Genomic DNA, 18,129 nt, shown 5'->3' with positions numbered 1-18,129 from the left:
AAGGAGGCCCATGAACCGGTTCCAGGCCCGCTTCGAGTCCCTGTGGTCGCGCTGCGGCGGCCAGCGCGCGCAGGACACCTATGCCGAACTGTCCGGGCACTACTCGGGGCCGGGCCGCTACTACCACACGCTGTTCCACGTGCGCCGCTGCCTGCGCGACCTGGACTGGGCCCACGCCCAGGTTCCCGACGCCGACGCCGTGGAGCTCGCACTCTGGTGCCACGACGTCATCTACGTGCCGGGCGCGCGCGACAACGAGGCACGCAGCGCGGACTGGTTCCTGCGCCGGGCCGACGGACGCATTGCCCGCGCCGACGACATTGCCGCCATGATCCTGGACACCACGCACACCGGCGTACCCGACGGGTTGGCCGCCTGCTATGCGGTCGATATCGACCTGGCGACGCTCGGCAGCCCCGGCGTGCGGTTCCGCCGCAATGGAATGCTGCTGCGCGCCGAGCGTCCGGACCTGGACGATGCTGCCTATGATGCGGCCGAGCGCAAGTACCTGGGCCGGCTGCTGGCGCGCCAGCGCCTCTACCTGACCGACCTGTTCCACGACCGCTACGAGGCGCTGGCCAGACGCAACCTCGCGCTGCGGCTCGCCGAGCCGGTGCGTGGCTGACGGTGCCGGGCAGGGCCGGGCTCACAGGAATTCGCCGCTGATATCCACGCTGGAGCGCTGCCCGACGTGGTCATAATTGCGCTCCAGCCAGGTACCGGCATGGTCGCGGCCCTTGTCGCGCAGGAAGCACAGGAACTTCCAGTCCGCGTTGTACTTGCTCGATACGCCGAGCGCGGCCATGGTCTCGTCGTTGCGGATCGAATGGATGCGCATCTCCTTCATCTCCTTCTTGTCGACCTTGCCCTGCTGGATCAGCGAGGTCACGAAGGCAATGGCGCGCATCTCGCGCATCAGCGACGAGTTGAAGCTGACCTCGTTCACCCTGTTGAGGATTTCGGCAGCAGTCCTTGGCACGCCCGGGCGCACGATCGGGTTGATGTGGACGATCACGACATCGTGCGTCTTGCACTGGTAGATCAGCGGGAAGATGGCCGGATTGCCGACGTAGCCGCCGTCCCAGTAGTGCTGGCCATCGACGGCCACGGCCTGGAACAGCGTCGGCAGGCAGGCGGAGGCCAGCACGGCCTCGATCGACATGTCCGCTCCCGAAAAGATGCGTATCTTCCCGGTTTCCACGTTGGTGGCGCACAGGAACAGATGGCACGGGCACTCGCGGCGCAAGGCCTCGAAATCCACCTGGCTGGCCAGCACGTCCCGCAGCGGGTTCATGTTGTGCGGATTGAACTGGTACGGCGACAGGATGCGCAGCACCATGTCGGCCATCGCATACAGAGGCGAGTTGTCCAGGCCGAAGCTGTGGCCGCCCTTCATCCACGGCATCCAGCGGAACGGGCTGTAGCGCTCGGCCGAGCGCGCAATCGCCAGCCAGAAGTCATGCAGCGCCTGGCGCCCGCCATCGGGGCCGCCCTTGAGCATCCCGTAAGCCAGCACGGCGGCATTCATGGCGCCGGCGCTGGTGGCGCTGATGCCTTCGATGTCGAGCCTGCCGTCCTCGAGCAGCCGGTCGATGACGCCCCACGTGAAGGCTCCGTGCATGCCGCCGCCCTGCAGCGCCAGCGCGATGGGCTTGCGTTCGCCGCCGGCACGATTGCCCGAATTTCCATCCATGGCGTGGCTCCTGGTATGCGGCCCGGGCACTGGGGCGTGAGCGCGGAGGTTCTGCATCCCTGACCTGCCCCGCGTTCCGGCGGGGCGCCGGGGACGCGACCCGTTGCGACCCTTTTTCGTAGAGTGTAGTGAAGATGCGGCGTCGTCGCGGCCGCTTTGCGCACGTGCGGCTTTATCGGTCTCCTGCCCCCCATCTGCGCCGGCCGCATCGCCAGCACGATCCGCGCCGAGGCGTTAAGCTAGCGGACCTGGCAGCGCGCACCGTCGCGCCGCCGACACGTCTGACCCGACACGACCACCAGGAGAACACGCATGTACCAGGATCTTGCCCTCTATATCGACGGGGAATTCATCAAGGGCGGCGACCGGCGCGAGCAGGATGTGCTCAACCCCGCCACCCAGGAAGTCCTGGGCAAGCTGCCGCACGCCAGCCGCGCCGACCTGGACCGCGCCCTGGCCGCCGCCCAGCGTGCCTTTGAAAGCTGGAAGAAAACTTCGCCGCTCGAGCGCTCCCGGATCCTGCGCCGCGTGGGCGAACTGGCTCGCGAACGCGCCAAGGACATCGGCCGCAATATCACGCTGGACCAGGGCAAGCCGCTGGCCGAGGCGGTCGGCGAAGTCCTGGTCTGCGCCGAGCATGCCGACTGGCACGCCGAGGAATGCCGCCGCATCTACGGCCGTGTGATCCCGCCGCGCCAGCCCAATGTGCGCCAGATCGTGGTGCGCGAGCCGATCGGCGTCTGCGCGGCCTTCACGCCGTGGAATTTCCCGTTCAACCAGGCCATCCGCAAGATCGTGGCGGCCGTGGGCGCGGGCTGCACGCTGATCCTGAAGGGACCGGAAGACTCGCCCAGCGCCGTGGTCGCGCTGGCGCAGCTGTTCCATGATGCCGGCCTGCCCCCGGGCGTGCTCAACATCGTCTGGGGCGTGCCGGGCGAGGTCTCTACCTACCTGATCGAATCGCCGATTGTGCGCAAGATCTCTTTCACGGGCTCGGTGCCGGTGGGCAAGCAGCTGGCCGCGCTGGCCGGCGCGCACATGAAGCGCGTGACCATGGAACTCGGCGGGCATTCGCCGGTGCTGGTGTTCGACGACGCCGATATCGAGCCCGCCGCCGAGATGCTGGCGCGCTTCAAGCTGCGCAACGCGGGCCAGGTGTGCGTCTCCCCAACGCGCTTCTACGTGCAGGAAAAGGCCTATGACAAGTTCCTGGCCCGCTTCACCGAGGTGATCGGCTCGATCAAGGTCGGCAACGGGCTCGAAGAAGGCACGCAGATGGGCCCGCTGGCCCATGAGCGCCGCGTGTTCTCGATGGAGCAATTCCTGGACGATGCCAGCCAGCGTGGCGGCAAGGTCGTGGCCGGCGGTTCGCGCATCGGCGACAAGGGCTACTTCTTCGCCCCGACCGTGGTGACCGACCTGCCCGACGACGCCAAACTGATGGTCGACGAGCCGTTCGGCCCGGTGGCCCCCGTCACGCGCTTCAAGGACACGGCCGAGGTGCTGCGCCGCGCCAACAGCCTGCCCTACGGGCTGGCCTCGTATGTCTTCACCAATTCGCTGAAGACCGCGCACGAGGTGTCCAACGGCCTGGAAGCCGGCATGGTCAACATCAACCATTTCGGCATGGCACTGTCCGAAACGCCGTTCGGCGGCATCAAGGACTCCGGCATCGGCAGCGAAGGCGGCATGGAAACCTTCGATGGCTACCTGGTGACCAAGTTCATCACGCAGGTCTGACGTCCTGCCGCCTGCGTTGCACTACCGGGCGCCGTCGGCAGGCAGGCTGACGGCTCTGCCCCTGGCCTTGCGGTAGTCCTCCGCATAGACCTTCCACTGCGCCAGCGACACCGCATGGCCATGCCGTGCCAGGCGCAGCACTGCCTTGCGCCAGCGCGTGCCGGCGGCAAATTCCTGCAGTTGCTCGATACGGTCCGCGGCATGGTGCCCGCAGCCGCGCAGGTGCGCCCAGGCCGCGGCATGGGCCATGGTCGCGAGCACTTCGCGCAGCGACGCGGCGCTGTCGCAGTGCGCCAGGTTGACCCGGTCCGCGGTGGGCTGCAGGCTTTTCACCAGGTATGACGCACGGCCCTTGTCCACGGACGAGAGCAGCGCGGGCGATGCCGCCTGCATGATTTTCTGTATGGTCGCCACGCGCCTGCCATCGCTGCCCCAGCGCGGCTGCGAGCGGTTCGGCAGGTCCTGCCAGGCGGAAGGCGCCGCGCGCTTGATGTCGACCAGGCGCGGCATGCCGCCCGCGCGCTCGTCGCGCGCCAGCACTACGTAGCGCTCCAGTCCCAGGCTGCCGATGCCGGCCACGCGCCGCGCAACATCCTCGGCGCGGAAGCGATGGCCGTGCGGCTGGCCCGAATAGGCGTTCAGGATCTCCACGGCCCGCTTGCGGGCGTCGGCGTCGGCGGGTAAGGCGTGACTGCCATCGCAAACCAGCCGCTGCCGCCCCTTGCGCGTCTGGGTGCGTTCCGCGACCAGTTCGCCGCGCCGGCGCCGCTTGACCCGCCTCAGCAGCATGGCCACCATGCCGGTGGCGGTGGCGCGCTCGAGCCAGCGCGGCTTGCCGCCCTCCAGTACCCCCGCATATTCGGCCAGCATCGCCTCGCTGGCGCGATCCGCGTCCTCGTCGGACAGGCCGATCTGGCCCGCCGCCACCAGCACGCTGGACAGCACGCGGACCACATCCACCGTCAGCGGCGCGACCAGCGCGTCGTCGAAGTCGTTCAGGTCGAAGTAGACCAGGCCGTTGTCGCCCTTGAAGCTGCCGAAATTCTCCAGGTGCAGGTCGCCGCAGACATAGGTGGACGGCGCGTCCAGCAGCGCGTCTGCATGGCTGAGCGATGCCACGTACAGGTGATTGGTGCCACGAAAGAAGGCGAACGGGTCGGCGGCGATGGCAGCGAGCTTGCGCGTGAAGCGCTCGGGGTCGCGGCCCTGGTTGAAACGCAGGATGGCTTCGGTGGCAGGATGCATGCGTGCGGGGGTCGGTTCAGTGGAAGAAGATGCCGCGCGTCAGGAACGTGTAGTTTGCCTCTTCCGCCATCAGCCCGACAAGCACCAGCAGGCACAGTGGCGGCACCAGGATCGCGCAGATCAGCGCCATGCGCTCCCAGGCCATGTGCATGAAGACAGCGACGATCAGGCCGGCCTTCATCACCATCAGCAGCAGGATCAGCGTCCAGCGCAGGTAGCCGGTGAAGCCGACGTAGTCCACCATGTATGACAGCGTGGACAGCACGAACAGCAGCAGCCAGATCTTCAGGTAGAGGCTGATCGGATGCTGCTGGCCAGTGTGCGCGGTGTCGTCCTGGCCGTGCGCAGCGCCGGGCGAGGCGGGAGTCGGAGTCGAAGCCATGGCAAGCCTCACCAGAGGTAGAACAATGCAAAGATGAAGACCCAGACCAGGTCCACGAAGTGCCAGTACAGGCCCGCGATCTCCACGATCTGGTAGTTGCCGCTCGCCTCGTACCGGCCTCGCAGGACCTTGGTCGCCACGACCAGCAGGTAGATCACGCCGCAGGTCACGTGAAAGCCGTGAAAGCCCGTGATCATGAAGAAGGTCGAGCCGAACTGGGCCGCGCCCATCGGGTTGCCCCAGGGACGCACACCTTCCTCGACAATCAGCTTGGTCCACTCGAAGGCTTGCATGCCGACAAAGGTCGCACCGAACAGCGCGGTCACCATCATCAGCAGAGCGCACTGCTTCCGCGCGCGCCGGTAGGCGAAGTTGACGGCCATCGCCATGGTGCCGCTGCTGGTGATGAGCACAAAGGTCATGATGGCGATCAGGATCAGCGGCACGTCGCGGCCGCCGATATTGAGGGCGAAGACCTCGCTCGGGTTGGGCCAGGGCACCGTGGTGGCCATACGCACCGTCATGTAGCCCGTCAGGAAGCAGCTGAACACGAAGGTGTCGGACAGCAGGAAGATCCACATCATCGCCTTGCCCCACGACACCTTGAAGGCGCGCTGGTCGGAAGACCAGTCCGCCACCAGGCCGCGCAGGCCCGTGGCGATGGCCCCCGGCGCGGCGGGCTGCGACGAGACGTTCGAAGACATGGGCTCTCTCCTCAGCGCTACGCAGTGCCGCAGATGTAGCGCACGATCTCGGGCGTGAGCCAGCCCAGCGCGGCCAGCAGCACCACCCACACCGCGAGCAGGAAATGCCAGTACCGGGCGCACAGCACCATGCGCAGCACGGCGCCTTCACCGCTGCCCCGGAATCCCGCCGCGAAGGCCCAGCCCGCGAGGCCGCCGAGCACGTGCAACCCGTGCGTGGCAGTCAGCAGGTAGAAGAAGCTGCCGGCCGGGTTGCTCGCCGGACCGACATGAGCGGCTTGCAGCGCCAGCCAGGCCCATAGCTGCGACGCGACAAAGGCCGCCGCGCCCAGCCCGCCCAGGCGCAGCGCCCGCCGCGCCCCGGCCATGCGGCCCGCACGTGCCAGGCGCACCGCCGCCTGCATGGCCACGCTGCCTGCCGCCAGCAGCGCGGTGGACAGCCATACCTGCCACGGCAGCGCAATGCGCTGCCAGTCGGGGCTGTCCATGCGCATGGCATACGCCGTCAGGAACAGCGCGAACAGCACCGTGACCACGCCCATGAAGACCCACAGCCCGATGGAGGCGGGCGCGCCGCCGGCGTTCTCATTGCGGGTCTGGCCACCGCCCGACGGACTGCCGCCGAACTCGTCGCGGCTGACCTTGTAGAGAGCTTCGGCGTTCATGCCACGGCTCCACGGCTGGGGTGAGGTTCGGGCTCGGCGCCGCCGGCCTCGGGCGGCGCGTTCTGCGCGATGAAGTCCTCCTTCGCGCCGGGCACGCTGTAGGCATAGGCCCAGCGGTAGGCCACCGGCAGGTGCGGGCCCCAGTTGCCGTGCGCGGGCGGCGTCTGCGGTGTCTGCCATTCCAGTGACGCCGCGCGCCACGGGTTGCTGTCGGCCTTGCGTCCGTGCCTGACGCTCCAGGCCAGGTTGAAGACGAACAGCAGTTGGGCCGCTGCGACGATGAAGGCCGCGATCGAGATGTACATGTTCATCACGTGCGCGGATTCCGGAATGAACGCGTAGTTCTCGTACGCGTAGTAGCGCCGCGGCATGCCCAGCACACCCAGGTAGTGCATCGGGAAGAAGATGGCGTAGGTGCCGATGAAGGTGACCCAGAAATGCACGCGGCCCAGGTGGTCGTCCAGCATGCGGCCCGTCACCTTGGGATACCAGTGGTAGATGCCGCCGAACACCACCAGGATCGGCGATACGCCCATCACCATGTGGAAATGCGCGACCACGAAGTACGTGTTCGACAGCGGGATGTCCACACTCACGTTGCCAAGGAACAGCCCCGTCAACCCGCCGATGACGAAGGTGCTGATGAACGCGATGGCGAACAGCATCGGCACCGTGAAGTGGATATCGCCGCGCCACAGCGTGATGACCCAGTTGTAGACCTTGATGGCCGTCGGTATGGCGATGATCAGCGTGGTGGTGGCGAAGAAGAAACCGAAGTACGGGTTCATGCCGCTCACGAACATGTGGTGCGCCCACACCACCACCGACAGCACGCCGATGGCCAGGATGGCCCACACCATGGTGCGGTAGCCAAAAATGCTCTTGCGCGAATGCACGCTGACCAGGTCCGAGACAATGCCGAAGGCCGGCAGCGCGACGATGTACACCTCCGGGTGTCCGAAAAACCAGAACAGGTGCTGGAACAGTAGCGGGCTGCCGCCCTTGTAGTTGAGCTGCTGGCCCATCGACACCATCGCCGGCATGAAGAAGCTGGTACCGAGCGTGCGGTCGAGCAGCATCATCACGGCCGAGACGAACAGCGCCGGGAACGCCAGCAACGCCAGGATGGTCGCCATGAAGATGCCCCATACCGACAACGGCATGCGCAGCAGCGTCATGCCCTCTGTCCGTGCCTGCAGCACCGTGGTGACGTAGTTCAGGCCGCCCATGGTGGCCGCGACGATAAAGATCGCCAGCGACACCAGCATCAGGATGATGCCCCACTCATAGCCTGGCGTGCCGGGCAGGATGGCCTGCGGCGGATACAGCGTCCAGCCTGCGCCGGTCGGGCCGCCCGGCACGAAGAAGCTGGCCAGCAGCACGATCACCGACAATAGGTAGACCCAGTAGCTGAGCATGTTGAGGAACGGGAACACCATGTCGCGCGCGCCCACCATCAGCGGAATCAGGTAGTTGCCAAAGCCGCCGAGGAATAGTGCAGTCAGCAGGTAGATCACCATGATCATGCCGTGCATGGTGACGAACTGGTAGTAGCGGTTGGCGTCGATGAAATCGAACTTGCCGGGGAACCCAAGCTGCATGCGCATCAGGTTCGACAGCGCCACGCCCACCAGCCCCACCACGATGGCAGTGATGGTGTACTGCACGGCGATCACCTTGTGGTCCTGGCTCCAGACATAGCGGGTCCAGAAACTGTACGGTGCGTGGTGGTCTGCATCGTCGGCGTAAGCCATGCGTCTCTCCTCACTTCGTCGCCGCCTTGGGCGAGGCGGTCGGCGGCACTACGGCGGCATTGGATGTCGTGTAGGTGCCGGAAGCCGCTGACGCCGCCTGGGAACTGACCTCGGCCGCGGTGGTGGCCCCAGCCGGCGCCCCTGCCGACGCCGGCTCCGGCGGCGCAACGCCCGCGCCCTCGCCGCTGCCCTGGGCGCGGATATACGCCATCAGGGCACCGATTTCATCGTCGGTCAGCGGTATCTTGGGCATGACCGGGCCGAACCCCTTCACCAGGCGGGCCTGCGGATCGGTGATCTCCTCTTTCAGGAAGGCGTCGTCGACCGGCGCGCTGCTGCCGTCGGCAAAGGTCTCGGTCCTGCCGAACAGGCCCTTCCATGTCGGTCCTACGCCCGGGTTGCCGTCAACGCTGTGGCATCCCGCGCATCCCTTGCTCTGCGCCAGCGCGTGGCCCTTTTCGATCAGCACGGCGTCTACGCCACTGGCTGCCCCGGCGGGCGCGGGCGGCGGAGGTGCCGCTGCCCTGGCAAGCGTCATCGCAAAGGTCGGCTGCTTTGCCAGCCAGGCGTCGAAGGCGGCCTGCTCTTCCACCACCACCATGCCGCGCATGTTGTAGTGCCCCACGCCGCAGAGCTGCGCGCACAGGATCTCGAAGCGGCCGGCCTGCGTCGGCGTGAACCAGAACGACGTCACCATGCCCGGCACCATATTCATGCGCGCGCGGAACGGCGGCACGTAGAAGTCGTGCAGTACGTCGCGCGAACGCAGCAGCACCTTGACCGGCCGGTTCAGCGGCAGGTGCACTTCCGGCCCGCTGATGACGACGTTGTCCTGGCCGCGCGGATCCTCCGGGTTGAGGCCAAGCGGGTTGGTGCCGCTGATGAAGCGCGGGTCGGACGTGCCAAGCTGGCCGCTCTTGCCCGGGAAGCGGAACGCCCATTGCCACTGCTGGCCGACCACTTCCATCACCATGGCCTCTCGCGGTGGCCGGACGTAGTCGGCGTAGACGAACAGACCCGGTGCGAGCAGCGCCATGACGCCAAGCGCCGTACCCACCGTCAGCCAGATTTCGAGCTTCTTGTTCTCGGGATGGTAGTCGGCACGGTGCCCGCGCTGTCCGTCGTGCCGCGGCGCATCATGACGAAAGCGCCAGACGCTGTAACCAATGAACAGGTTGATGCCGATGAAAAAGATCCCCGTAATGACCAGGGTAATGGTGAGCGTGTCGTCCATCTGCCTCCAGTTGGACGCCAGCGGGGTCGCCCACCACGGGCTCAGGAAATGAAAGAGCACCGAAGCGACGACGATGACTACGATTGCGATGGCCATCGCCATATCCAACCTCCTCCTCGCGCATGGCGAGGGATGCGGAAGTCACGCAGGGTTGAGATAAGACTAGTGCATGCCGTCAGGTCACTGCAAGGCGACACGGGCGCGTACGCTTGCCGCATTGCACAAGGGCCGCCCGGCCTGGCGCGTGCGCGGCAGGCAAGGAAAAAACGGCGGATGGGAAATCGTCGCCCATCCGCCGTCGTCGTCGCGCCGCCCGTGTAGTAGCAAATGCGCGCGGCAAAATCAGCGATCTTGCGGTGCGGCGCACATCAGGCGCCGCTCTTTATGCGTCAGCGCATACAGCGCTCAATGCGATACATCCTTGCTTTCGAGCTTCCAGTAGGTCACAGCCGCCACCATGCCGAAGATCATGTGACCCACCAGCGTGTGCCAGCCGCGGGCATCGGCAAACCACGTGAAGAAGCGGGTCATGACATGGAAGTCGAAGAGATAGACCGCAAGGCCGAACACGGCGCCCGCGAGCAGGATCATGCGGATGCTCGAATCCAGCTGGAACGGCGCGATGATCACGGCCAGCACCATCCCCAGCACGGCGCCCAGCACGAAGTGGATGACCAGGGCGGCCGCCACGGTGCCCACGCTGAACAGCGAGGTCTGCAATACGTCCCGGCCCATCAGGATCGCCGCGATCATGCGCGTGGTGCCCCACGGATTCACGCCCGACACCATCGTGGACCAGAACAGCTCCAGCACCAGCAGCAACGCGCCGGCGGCCAGCCCGGACACCGCCGCCGCGGTCCAGTCCGGCGAACGCCGCACGTAATGGTGCGAATGCATGTGAAGTTCCATAGCCACCTCCGCCTCTCTGAGTCACGGGACAAGCCCGTGTATTCGCTCAGGATAGGACACGCGGGCTGCACAGTTAGACCCGATGAGGCGAAAAAGATGCGGGAGTCCGCGCGGCGCCACACCGATCACCCCGCCAGGTGGCATGGACGGTACGCGCATATGACGCTGCAGTGCGATGCAGCACGACCCGGCGTCCGGGTCAGTACCAATGCCTGCGGCCGTTCTTTCGCCACACACTGTCTATACTGGAGCCACAAGACAGAGAGACAGGAGACCGCCATGATGTGGCATTTTCAGGCGCACGATCTTGTATTCCTGATCCCGATGGCACTGGTGGGCGTGATCGCCATGGGCTCGATCCCGGTGACCGCCAAATTCCTGCGTATCAGCTGCCGCACCATGGGTGCGCTCATCGGAGCACTAGTCGCTGTGCTGGTACTGGAGGCACTACCGCTGCTGATCTGAGCCGCAAGGCTCGGGCACTTTTCTGGAGAGAGGGGCGGCCATGTCCATCGGCCTGCTTGCCGCCGTCATGGCGGTACTGCTCTGCATGACCGTCGCGATCGCAGTGTGGCGGTGCAGCCACCCTTATCGCATGCACTATCGCCGCTGCGCGCGGCAACGCGCCGGCATCTGCCGGCACGCTGCCAGGCACTAGGCATCGCTGCCGCCAGGCGCGTTGCCGGCACATGCCCGCAACGTCACAGTTCGATCATGGCGAATTCGCCCTTGCCGACGTCACATTCGGGGCAGCGCCAGTCATCGGGAATATCCTCCCAGCGCGTGCCCGCGGCAATGCCGTCTTCCGGGCAGCCCAGTTCCTCGTCGTACACCCAACCGCAGATCACGCAAACCCAGGTCTTGTAGGCGACTGCCGCTTCCAGCTGATCCTGCTGCAAAACTTTCTCCCAGAGCAGCCGCCCACTGGCGGCCTGATACATTTTCCGGGCCGAATCATACGCGGTTTTTGCGATGCACGAGCGCGCGGTGGGGGCCGGCGCCGCACGACGCCGGCCACGGGTGCGCTTACTGGCGGACCGAGAAATCCACCCGGTTCGGCGTGCCCTTGTCCTTGATCCCCTCCGCGCTCAGGTGCGGCGCGGTCAGGAACAGCCGGTCTTCCGGCACCTTGCCGTCACGCTCCAGCGCCTGCTTGACGACCAGCGCGCGCTGGTCGGCAAGGTGCCTCAGGTCGGTATCCGACACCGTGGCATTCGCCATCAGCAGCTTCTCCATTTCCTCGGGCGGCAGCGACTTGGCAAAGCCCACGAAATTGCGCGGCTTCTTCATCGAGGTGCGCTTGTAGACCTCTTCGAGATACTTCGGATACTCCTGCTTCGACACCTTCACGTCGGCGCCCTGCTCGCCCGCTTCGTTGTCGCCGGCTTCTTCGCCGTCCTGCGCGCTCTTGCGCAGGTCGCGCCGCTTCTGCTCGGCCACGCGGGCGTCGAGCCATGCGCGGCGGGCACCGGCTTCGTCGGTGGCCGGGTCGATGCGGCCGCTGATTTCCAGCTTCAGCGACGGCCGGTCATTGAGCGCCTTGGCAACCGTGGCCACCTTGTCCTTCGCCGCAGGCGTAAGCGTTGCCGTGCCGGGGGCGAATTCCACATAGCCAAGCTCCTCGCCACTGCCGCCACCGAACGCCGACCCGATCAGCGCGAACGGCGACGTAATCGCCTTGGCCAGCAGGTTCACGATCACGCGCACGATCACGCCGCCGATGCTGAACTGCGGGTCCGACAGCGAACCGGAGACGGGCAGGTTGACGTCGATCACCCCGTGGCGGTCCTTTAGCAGCGACACCGCCAGCAGCACAGGCAGCTTGGTCGCGTCCGGGCTGTCGACCTTGTCGCCGAAGGTGAGCTGGTCGAGGTACAGGTGGTTGCTCGCGTCGAGCTTGCCCTGGTCGATCTTGTAGGCCACGTCCACGGTCAGCTTGCCCTTGGTGATCGGGTAGCCGGCGTACTTGGCCGCATACGGCGTCAGGCGCGTGAGTTCCACGCCGGACGCCTTGGCGGCGATGTCCAGGAAGAGCTGCTCGCCGAGCGGGTTGATCTTGCCGCTGATGCTGACCGGCGCATCGTCATCGAGCCGGCCATTGAGCACGAGGTCGGCCGGCGTCGGGTCGCCCGACGACACCTTCGACACCGAGCCCTTCATGCCCGTCAGGTTGGCGCTGTAGTTCGGCTTGACGAAGAAGTCCGAGAAATTGATGTTGCCCTTGTCCACCGACACACCGCCGATCAGCACCTGCGGCTTCGGACCCGCGGCAGCCTGTGCGGGCGGCGTCGCTGCCGGCGCGGAGGCCGCTGGCGCCGAGGCCGGGTTCGCCTGCGTCAGGCTCGTGGCCGGCTGCGCCTCGCCCTTGGCCGCGCCGCCCGCCATCACGTCCTGCAGGTTCAGGCGGCCGTTGGCGTTCAGGATCACGCGCGCATAAAAATCCGACAGCGCGATATTGTTCAGCGTCACGCGCATCGGGCCCTTGCCGTCGTCCATGTTGAAGTCGATGCCCGACACGGCCAGCGAGCGCCAGCGCAGGAAGTCATCGCCGGTCACGCGGTCCACGGTGCGCACGTTGGCCACCTGCGCGTTGCCGGCAAAGCGCGCGGCAATCGGCTTGCCTGGTGGCGTGCTGAGAGCCAGCCTGCCCTTGACAGTCAGCGTGCCGCTGCGCAGCGCCGCGTTCAGGCGATCGCCCACGTAGGGCTGCACCGGCGCCAGGTCGATCTCGCGCAGGTCAAGCTGCAACTGGCTGGCCGGGGCGGCCGGCAGCACATTGCCTTCCATGCTGATCATGCCGCGCTTGCCCGTTTCGGCATGCAACTTGACGGGCACCGCCGCGGCCGCCAGCGGCCACGCGATGGCACCAGTGGTCAGGCCGATATTGCGGTACTCGAGGATGACTGGCCGGCCCCGGTTGATCTCGGCCGGCGCGTAGTCAGCTAGCCGGGCCGCGCCGCCGTCGAGCCCCACCTTGCCGAGCCGCACCTTCCAGCCACCGCCGGCGGGCGGTGCCGCGCCGTTCGCCGTGGTGGACGAAACGGGCGGCTGCCTGCGTTCGGCCCGGGTCTGGCGCGCCGATTCGCTCGCCCAGATACGCGCCATTTCCAGCAGCTGCCCCTGGTAGTCGCGCGTCGCCGCGATCTGCGGCTTGGTGAGCGCGAGCTGGCCCGCCTCGAAAGTCTGTTTGGCCAGGTCCAGGCCGATGTCGTCCAGCACCACCTTGTCGGCCTGCAGCAAGGGCAGGTTCGCACCTTCGCTGTCGGTCTCGCGCGCACGACGGGCGCGGCTGGCGCGCTCGGCCCGTTCAGCACGCGCCTGGCGCGCCGCCGGCTCGCTGGACGAAGCGGCGGCCGCCGGCATGGCTACCGGCTCGCGCGTCGCGACATGCAGCGGCGCCAGTTCCAGCCGCGACTTCTCGAGCACGAACTGGAACACGGGCTGCGCCCACGACATCCGGTAATGAAGCTCCGCGTTGACCGCGGTGTTGCCGAACTGGGCGCGCAACTCGCGCGGCCACCAGGACGCAAACCCCTGCGGCTGCAGCCCCGTGGTTTCCAGCGTGCCGGCCAGCGTGCCCTGCCGCATTGACAGTTCGCCCCTATGCGTAAGCGTCTGGCCGTCGGCTACGATGATCGTGGCCTGCAGCCTGGTCGCCTGGTCGGCCTCGGCACTGGCCAGGCCATTCACTTCGGCATCGATGGGACCCAGCGCCAGCTTGCCCGGCCCGGACGGCGCCAGGTCGTCTTCGAAGCCGATGCGAGCCTGCTTGAGCCTGACGCGGTCGACCGCGTAGCGCCAGGCCTCCGCTTGCGGCTTTGCCGCGGCCGGCGCCGATGCGGGCGCCGCCGGCTGGGGCGTGGCCTCGGCGGCGGGAGCAGCCTGTGGCAGGAAGGCCGTCGCCAGGTTCAGCGAACCGTCCGTGCGGCGCGCCGCGGCCACGTTCAGCCCTTCGACATCGACACTGCGCAGATGCGCGCGCCGCGCCAGTGGTTCCACGCGGTCGATGTCCAGCGCCAGCTTGCCATTGCTGAGCAGCGGCGCGCCCGCCAGCGTGCGCACGTCCAGCTCGCGCAGCGCCGCGGTGCCCGACACGAAGATGTCCTGCTTGTCCTTTTGCTGGCGGAAGCCCAGTGTCAGGCGCGTGTCGAGCAGGCCGTGCCTGACCTCCGCATCCTTGAGTTTCGGCACGAACGGCATGAAGCGTGCGACATCGAGCCCGTCGAGATTGACGTTCAGATGCGTCTCGCGCGAATCGGCAAACGGCAGGACCGTGCCATCCAACGCCAGCGGCGTGCCGTTGATGTGCGCGCTGAGCGTGGGCCGCGTGACGATCTCCACATCGTGCGGCAGGTTCGACAGGAACGGCAGCGTCAGCGTCAGGTTGTCGACGCGCACGGCCGAGCCGGCCACCTTGTCCTCATAGGCCAGCGTGCTGCCGGTCAGCGCAATGTTGTTGACCGAGAAGCGGGCCGGCTTGGCATCGGGCGGCTTCGGCGGCCGGGCGGCCAGCTTGTCCTGGATATCGGCAAAGCTCATGCTGCCGTTGGCCTCGCGCATCACATGCACGGCCAGCCGGTCGATATGCAGCGAATCCACCACCGGAGCGAGGTGCCAGACCGAGGCCAGCGACGTGTTCGCCTCCAGCTCGCCCAGCGTCACCGCGGCGGTCTTCCCGTCGCGTTCGTAGATGGTGAGGTCGTTCAGCGTCGCGCCCAGTTCGAACGGACGCACGTGCGCTCTGCCCAGCGTCACTTTGCGGCCGAGCGCCTCGGTGGCGTTCTTCTCGATCAGCGACTTGATCAGTGGCGGACCGCCGAAGTAGCCCGCAAGCCCAAACACCGCCAACGCGGCCACCACGCCGCCGGCCACGCGCGCGGCCAGCTTTCGCCGCGGCGTAGCCGTGGCGAACTGGATGGAACTCTTGATTTCCATGTCATTCCCGATGAATCTGACCCCGCTCCGGTGACGCACCGCACTTTTGTGCCCCGGATTTCACATTTTTTTGACATTATCGCAATGCTTCCACGCAAAGCAAAGCTATCAACTTTTGTCTTATCAACAAGACAAGCGCCGATCTGATATCTTTACGCCTTTGCGAAGCGTCTCGTCGCAAGCCTGCGGCTTACCCGCCACGTAGTGCCTGCTTCTCCCGCGCTGTAACCCCCGGCCACACCCTCCACGCAACCCGTGTTGTGCGCTTCGCATGAGATGCCTTTCATGCGAGTCCATTCATGTCTACCACCAGCAGTACCGCTCCGATCGCAGGCGCGCAAGCCCGGCCCGCGCGACCCCTGACGGGGCAGGATTACAAGACCCTCTCCCTCGCCGCACTGGGCGGCGCCCTCGAATTCTATGACTTCATCATCTTCGTGTTCTTCGCGACGGTGATCGGACAGTTGTTCTTCCCGCCGTCGGTGCCCGACTGGCTGCGGCAGCTGCAGACCTTCGGCATCTTCGCCGCGGGCTACCTGGCCCGCCCGCTGGGCGGCATCATCATGGCGCACTTCGGCGACCTGCTGGGCCGCAAGAAGATGTTCACGCTGTCGATCCTGCTGATGTCGGTGCCCACGCTGCTGATGGGCCTGATGCCGACCTACCACACCATCGGCCTGCTGGCCCCGGTGCTGCTGCTGGTGCTGCGCATCCTGCAGGGCGCGGCCGTGGGCGGCGAAGTGCCCGGCGCATGGGTGTTCGTGTCGGAACACGTGCCCGCGCGCCACGTGGGTTACGCGTGCGGCACGCTGACGTGCGGGCTGACCGCGGGCATCCTGCTGGGTTCGCTGGTGGCCACCGGCATCAATTCGGTATTCACGCCGGCCGAGCTGGCTGACTGGGGCTGGCGCGTGCCGTTCCTGATTGGCGGCGTGTTCGGCATTGCCTCGATGTACCTGCGCCGCTGGCTGCATGAAACGCCGGTCTTCGCCGAACTCCAGAAGCGCAAGGCACTGGCGGCGGAAATGCCCCTGAAGTCGGTGGTACGCGACCACCGCGGCGCAGTAGCCGTGTCGATGCTGCTGACGTGGATGTTGTCCGCTGGCATCGTCGTGGTGATCCTGATGACCCCGACATTCCTGCAGAAGCTGTACGGCTTCGACGCGCGCACGGCCCTGGTGGCCAACAGCGTGGCCACGCTGTGCCTGACCTTCGGCTGCGTGATCTCGGGCGCGCTGGCCGACCGCATCGGCGCGCGCCGGACGCTGTTCTTCGGTGGCCTGCTGCTGGCCGCAAGCGCCTACGCGCTCTACACCACCATCCACACGCGGCCGGACTTGCTGGTGCCGCTTTATGCGCTGGCGGGCTTCCTGGTGGGCACCATCGGCGCGGTGCCGTTCGTGCTGGTCAACGCCTTCCCGGCGCAGGTGCGCTTTTCGGGCTTGTCGTTCTCGTACAACCTGTCGTATGCGATCTTCGGCGGCCTGACGCCGATGGTCGTTACGCTGATGCTCAAGAGCGATCCGCTGGCTCCCGCCCACTACGTGGTCGCGGTGTGCGCGCTGGGCATGGTCACTGCACTGTTCGTCAAGGACCCCGCGCGAAGCTGACGCCGGCCCTTGCGTGGCTGCAATGAAGGAGGGCCTGGCGCCCTCCTTCTTTCATGGGCGTTCCGCTAGCGCCGGTGCTCGCGAAAGAACTCCCACATCATCGCGCTGGCATCCGGGCCAATGGCGCTGTGGTAGTGGTAGTCGCCGTCGCCACCGCTCCAGGCGTGGCCCAGCCCTTCCACTTCCACCAGCGTGACCAGGTCGTGGCTCCAGCGCCCGACGCGCGCTTCATGGAAATGCCCGGCCGGCATGCGCACCTGCGCCTCGGGAATGCCGCCCAGACGGTCTTCCAGGCGGTTGTAGGCCAGGAACTGGCGCGCCAGCAGACGGCCGTTGACCGGATGGACAGCATCGTCGTCGAGGCCGTGTATCACCATCGCCGGCAACTCGGGGCCACCTGGCGTGGCACCGACTGCGTCGAGCAGGATCGCCGGATCGGTTGCCGACCCGTGCAGCATGGCCTTGAGGCCCGCGCGCGGGTTATCGGCCGCGCCCACCACGACTCCGGAATGCAGGCCTACCGCCGCCACGCGCTCCGGGTAGCGCAGGGCCACCACCGCCGCCATGGCCGCGCCAGCCGACATCCCGGCAACGTAGACCTGGTCGTCGCACACGTCGTGGCGTCGCGCCAGCGTTTCGATCAGTGTCGCTACCGCCTGCGCTTCCCGGCCGCCCTCGCCGGCGGCAAGGTCGAACCATTGCCAGCAGCGCTGGAGCTGGCGCCGCAACGGCTGCTGGGGATACGCCACGATAAAGCCTTCATGCTCGGCCAGCGCGTTCATGCGCGTGCCGGCGGCGAGGTCGTCCGGGGTCTGCCGGCAGCCATGCAGCATCACCACCACCGGCAGTGGACCGCGAAAGCGTCGCTTCGCGCTGGCCGGCACATAGAGGTGATAGGAAAGCTGCGGCACCAGCTCACCGGGCAGCGGCGCCAGGCGCAGACGGTGTGATTCCCAGCTGCCTGGCAGTTGCGGCACGGGATGCCGCGGAGAAAGCGGCGCACCATGCGGCGTCCGGATACGGCGCCGGGGCGCCAGCGGGCTCAACGATTCAATACGTTCCAGCCACGATTTCACTTGTGCTTCGGTCTGGGCCTGCGCCCGGCTGAATCGCCGGAATTGCGCCTGCCAGTCCATGGCGAGGCTTTTGGCCATGAGAACTCCTGGTCGCGTGAGACGTAATCTCCCCCGGTGTTCTGCATATTGTTGCGACGCAGCATAGCACACGGACCGCCAGGTCGGCCCCGAGCGTGGCTTTT

Annotated in this window: 15 protein-coding genes; 4 read left to right on the top strand and 11 right to left on the bottom strand. The window is 66.8% G+C overall.

Annotated features, from left to right (window positions below):
- The first annotated feature begins 10 nt into the window (after positions 1-10).
- Complete coding sequence (locus tag CupriaWKF_RS24040) at positions 11-625, top strand: hypothetical protein (RefSeq protein ID WP_276100959.1); 615 nt, start codon at positions 11-13, stop codon at positions 623-625.
- Between the two features lie 21 nt (positions 626-646).
- Here CupriaWKF_RS24040 and CupriaWKF_RS24035 read toward each other — a convergent pair whose 3' ends face one another.
- Entirely contained in the window at positions 647-1,693 is a 1,047-nt protein-coding gene (locus CupriaWKF_RS24035) for a patatin-like phospholipase family protein (RefSeq protein ID WP_276100958.1), read from the bottom strand.
- A 312-nt stretch (positions 1,694-2,005) separates the two neighbouring features.
- Between CupriaWKF_RS24035 and CupriaWKF_RS24030 the strand changes: the two genes are divergently transcribed.
- Positions 2,006-3,433 (top strand): NAD-dependent succinate-semialdehyde dehydrogenase, encoded by a 1,428-nt coding sequence (locus tag CupriaWKF_RS24030; protein ID WP_276100957.1) that lies wholly within the window; start codon positions 2,006-2,008, stop codon positions 3,431-3,433.
- Between the two features lie 21 nt (positions 3,434-3,454).
- Here the strand turns inward: CupriaWKF_RS24030 and CupriaWKF_RS24025 are convergent, their stop codons facing one another.
- The 7 genes from CupriaWKF_RS24025 to CupriaWKF_RS23995 all read right to left on the bottom strand — a co-directional run bounded on the left by CupriaWKF_RS24025 (position 3,455) and on the right by CupriaWKF_RS23995 (position 10,326).
- Positions 3,455-4,678: a DUF2252 family protein gene (locus CupriaWKF_RS24025; protein ID WP_276100956.1), complete on the bottom strand. Its 1,224-nt coding sequence runs from the start codon at positions 4,676-4,678 to the stop codon at positions 3,455-3,457.
- 16 nt (positions 4,679-4,694) lie between these two features.
- The gene (locus CupriaWKF_RS24020; protein WP_276100955.1) at positions 4,695-5,060 is read right to left on the bottom strand and encodes a cytochrome C oxidase subunit IV family protein; all 366 of its coding nucleotides are present in this window, start codon (positions 5,058-5,060) and stop codon (positions 4,695-4,697) included.
- Between the two features lie 8 nt (positions 5,061-5,068).
- A complete protein-coding gene (locus tag CupriaWKF_RS24015) occupies positions 5,069-5,764 on the bottom strand; it encodes a heme-copper oxidase subunit III family protein (protein WP_276100954.1) in 696 nt (231 codons plus the stop codon).
- A 17-nt stretch (positions 5,765-5,781) separates the two neighbouring features.
- Positions 5,782-6,429, bottom strand: a complete 648-nt coding sequence (locus tag CupriaWKF_RS24010; RefSeq protein ID WP_276100953.1) for a bb3-type cytochrome oxidase subunit III — start codon at positions 6,427-6,429, stop codon at positions 5,782-5,784.
- A complete protein-coding gene (ctaD, locus tag CupriaWKF_RS24005; RefSeq protein WP_276100952.1) occupies positions 6,426-8,183 on the bottom strand; it encodes a cytochrome c oxidase subunit I in 1,758 nt (585 codons plus the stop codon). The genes CupriaWKF_RS24010 and ctaD overlap by 4 nt, the downstream gene beginning before the upstream one ends.
- Positions 8,184-8,193: 10 nt before the next feature.
- Positions 8,194-9,519 (bottom strand): cytochrome c oxidase subunit II, encoded by a 1,326-nt coding sequence (locus tag CupriaWKF_RS24000; RefSeq protein ID WP_276100951.1) that lies wholly within the window; start codon positions 9,517-9,519, stop codon positions 8,194-8,196.
- A gap of 303 nt (positions 9,520-9,822) precedes the next feature.
- Positions 9,823-10,326 carry a hypothetical protein gene (locus CupriaWKF_RS23995; RefSeq protein ID WP_276100950.1) on the bottom strand — a complete coding sequence of 168 codons (504 nt, stop codon included), beginning with the start codon at positions 10,324-10,326 and terminating at the stop codon, positions 9,823-9,825.
- A gap of 282 nt (positions 10,327-10,608) precedes the next feature.
- Between CupriaWKF_RS23995 and CupriaWKF_RS23990 the strand changes: the two genes are divergently transcribed.
- Positions 10,609-10,791 (top strand): hypothetical protein, encoded by a 183-nt coding sequence (locus CupriaWKF_RS23990; protein WP_276103187.1) that lies wholly within the window; start codon positions 10,609-10,611, stop codon positions 10,789-10,791.
- 236 nt (positions 10,792-11,027) lie between these two features.
- Here the strand turns inward: CupriaWKF_RS23990 and CupriaWKF_RS23985 are convergent, their stop codons facing one another.
- Together CupriaWKF_RS23985 and CupriaWKF_RS23980 are read right to left on the bottom strand one after the other, a co-directional pair.
- On the bottom strand, positions 11,028-11,225 hold the full coding sequence (locus CupriaWKF_RS23985) for a rubredoxin (protein WP_276100949.1): 198 nt from the start codon (positions 11,223-11,225) through the stop codon (positions 11,028-11,030).
- 127 nt (positions 11,226-11,352) lie between these two features.
- Positions 11,353-15,261 (bottom strand): DUF748 domain-containing protein, encoded by a 3,909-nt coding sequence (locus CupriaWKF_RS23980; RefSeq protein ID WP_276100948.1) that lies wholly within the window; start codon positions 15,259-15,261, stop codon positions 11,353-11,355.
- Between the two features lie 299 nt (positions 15,262-15,560).
- Here CupriaWKF_RS23980 and CupriaWKF_RS23975 point away from each other — a divergent pair, with 299 nt between their 5' ends.
- Positions 15,561-16,871, top strand: coding sequence for an MFS transporter (locus tag CupriaWKF_RS23975; RefSeq protein WP_276100947.1), 1,311 nt, complete (start codon positions 15,561-15,563; stop codon positions 16,869-16,871).
- A gap of 65 nt (positions 16,872-16,936) precedes the next feature.
- Here CupriaWKF_RS23975 and CupriaWKF_RS23970 read toward each other — a convergent pair whose 3' ends face one another.
- Positions 16,937-18,025 (bottom strand): PHB depolymerase family esterase, encoded by a 1,089-nt coding sequence (locus tag CupriaWKF_RS23970; RefSeq protein WP_276100946.1) that lies wholly within the window; start codon positions 18,023-18,025, stop codon positions 16,937-16,939.
- Positions 18,026-18,129: the final 104 nt, after the last annotated feature.

The organism is Cupriavidus sp. WKF15, assembly GCF_029278605.1.
In the GTDB taxonomy this organism is placed as follows: Bacteria; Pseudomonadota; Gammaproteobacteria; order Burkholderiales; family Burkholderiaceae; genus Cupriavidus.
Note: the sequence above shows the minus strand (reverse complement) of the source record. Positions and strands in the feature narration are given on the sequence as shown.

Bases quoted from the DNA above. Each gene is read 5' to 3' on its own strand.
- CupriaWKF_RS24040 (WP_276100959.1), top strand. From the start codon at position 11: ATGAACCGGTTCCAGGCCCGCTTCGAGTCCCTGTGGTCGCGCTGCGGC.
- CupriaWKF_RS24035 (WP_276100958.1), bottom strand. From the start codon at position 1,693: ATGGATGGAAATTCGGGCAATCGTGCCGGCGGCGAACGCAAGCCCATC.
- CupriaWKF_RS24030 (WP_276100957.1), top strand. From the start codon at position 2,006: ATGTACCAGGATCTTGCCCTCTATATCGACGGGGAATTCATCAAGGGC.
- CupriaWKF_RS24025 (WP_276100956.1), bottom strand. From the start codon at position 4,678: ATGCATCCTGCCACCGAAGCCATCCTGCGTTTCAACCAGGGCCGCGAC.
- CupriaWKF_RS24020 (WP_276100955.1), bottom strand. From the start codon at position 5,060: ATGGCTTCGACTCCGACTCCCGCCTCGCCCGGCGCTGCGCACGGCCAG.
- CupriaWKF_RS24015 (WP_276100954.1), bottom strand. From the start codon at position 5,764: ATGTCTTCGAACGTCTCGTCGCAGCCCGCCGCGCCGGGGGCCATCGCC.
- CupriaWKF_RS24010 (WP_276100953.1), bottom strand. From the start codon at position 6,429: ATGAACGCCGAAGCTCTCTACAAGGTCAGCCGCGACGAGTTCGGCGGC.
- ctaD (WP_276100952.1), bottom strand. From the start codon at position 8,183: ATGGCTTACGCCGACGATGCAGACCACCACGCACCGTACAGTTTCTGG.
- CupriaWKF_RS24000 (WP_276100951.1), bottom strand. From the start codon at position 9,519: ATGGCGATGGCCATCGCAATCGTAGTCATCGTCGTCGCTTCGGTGCTC.
- CupriaWKF_RS23995 (WP_276100950.1), bottom strand. From the start codon at position 10,326: ATGGAACTTCACATGCATTCGCACCATTACGTGCGGCGTTCGCCGGAC.
- CupriaWKF_RS23990 (WP_276103187.1), top strand. From the start codon at position 10,609: ATGTGGCATTTTCAGGCGCACGATCTTGTATTCCTGATCCCGATGGCA.
- CupriaWKF_RS23980 (WP_276100948.1), bottom strand. From the start codon at position 15,261: ATGGAAATCAAGAGTTCCATCCAGTTCGCCACGGCTACGCCGCGGCGA.
- CupriaWKF_RS23975 (WP_276100947.1), top strand. From the start codon at position 15,561: ATGTCTACCACCAGCAGTACCGCTCCGATCGCAGGCGCGCAAGCCCGG.
- CupriaWKF_RS23970 (WP_276100946.1), bottom strand. From the start codon at position 18,025: ATGGCCAAAAGCCTCGCCATGGACTGGCAGGCGCAATTCCGGCGATTC.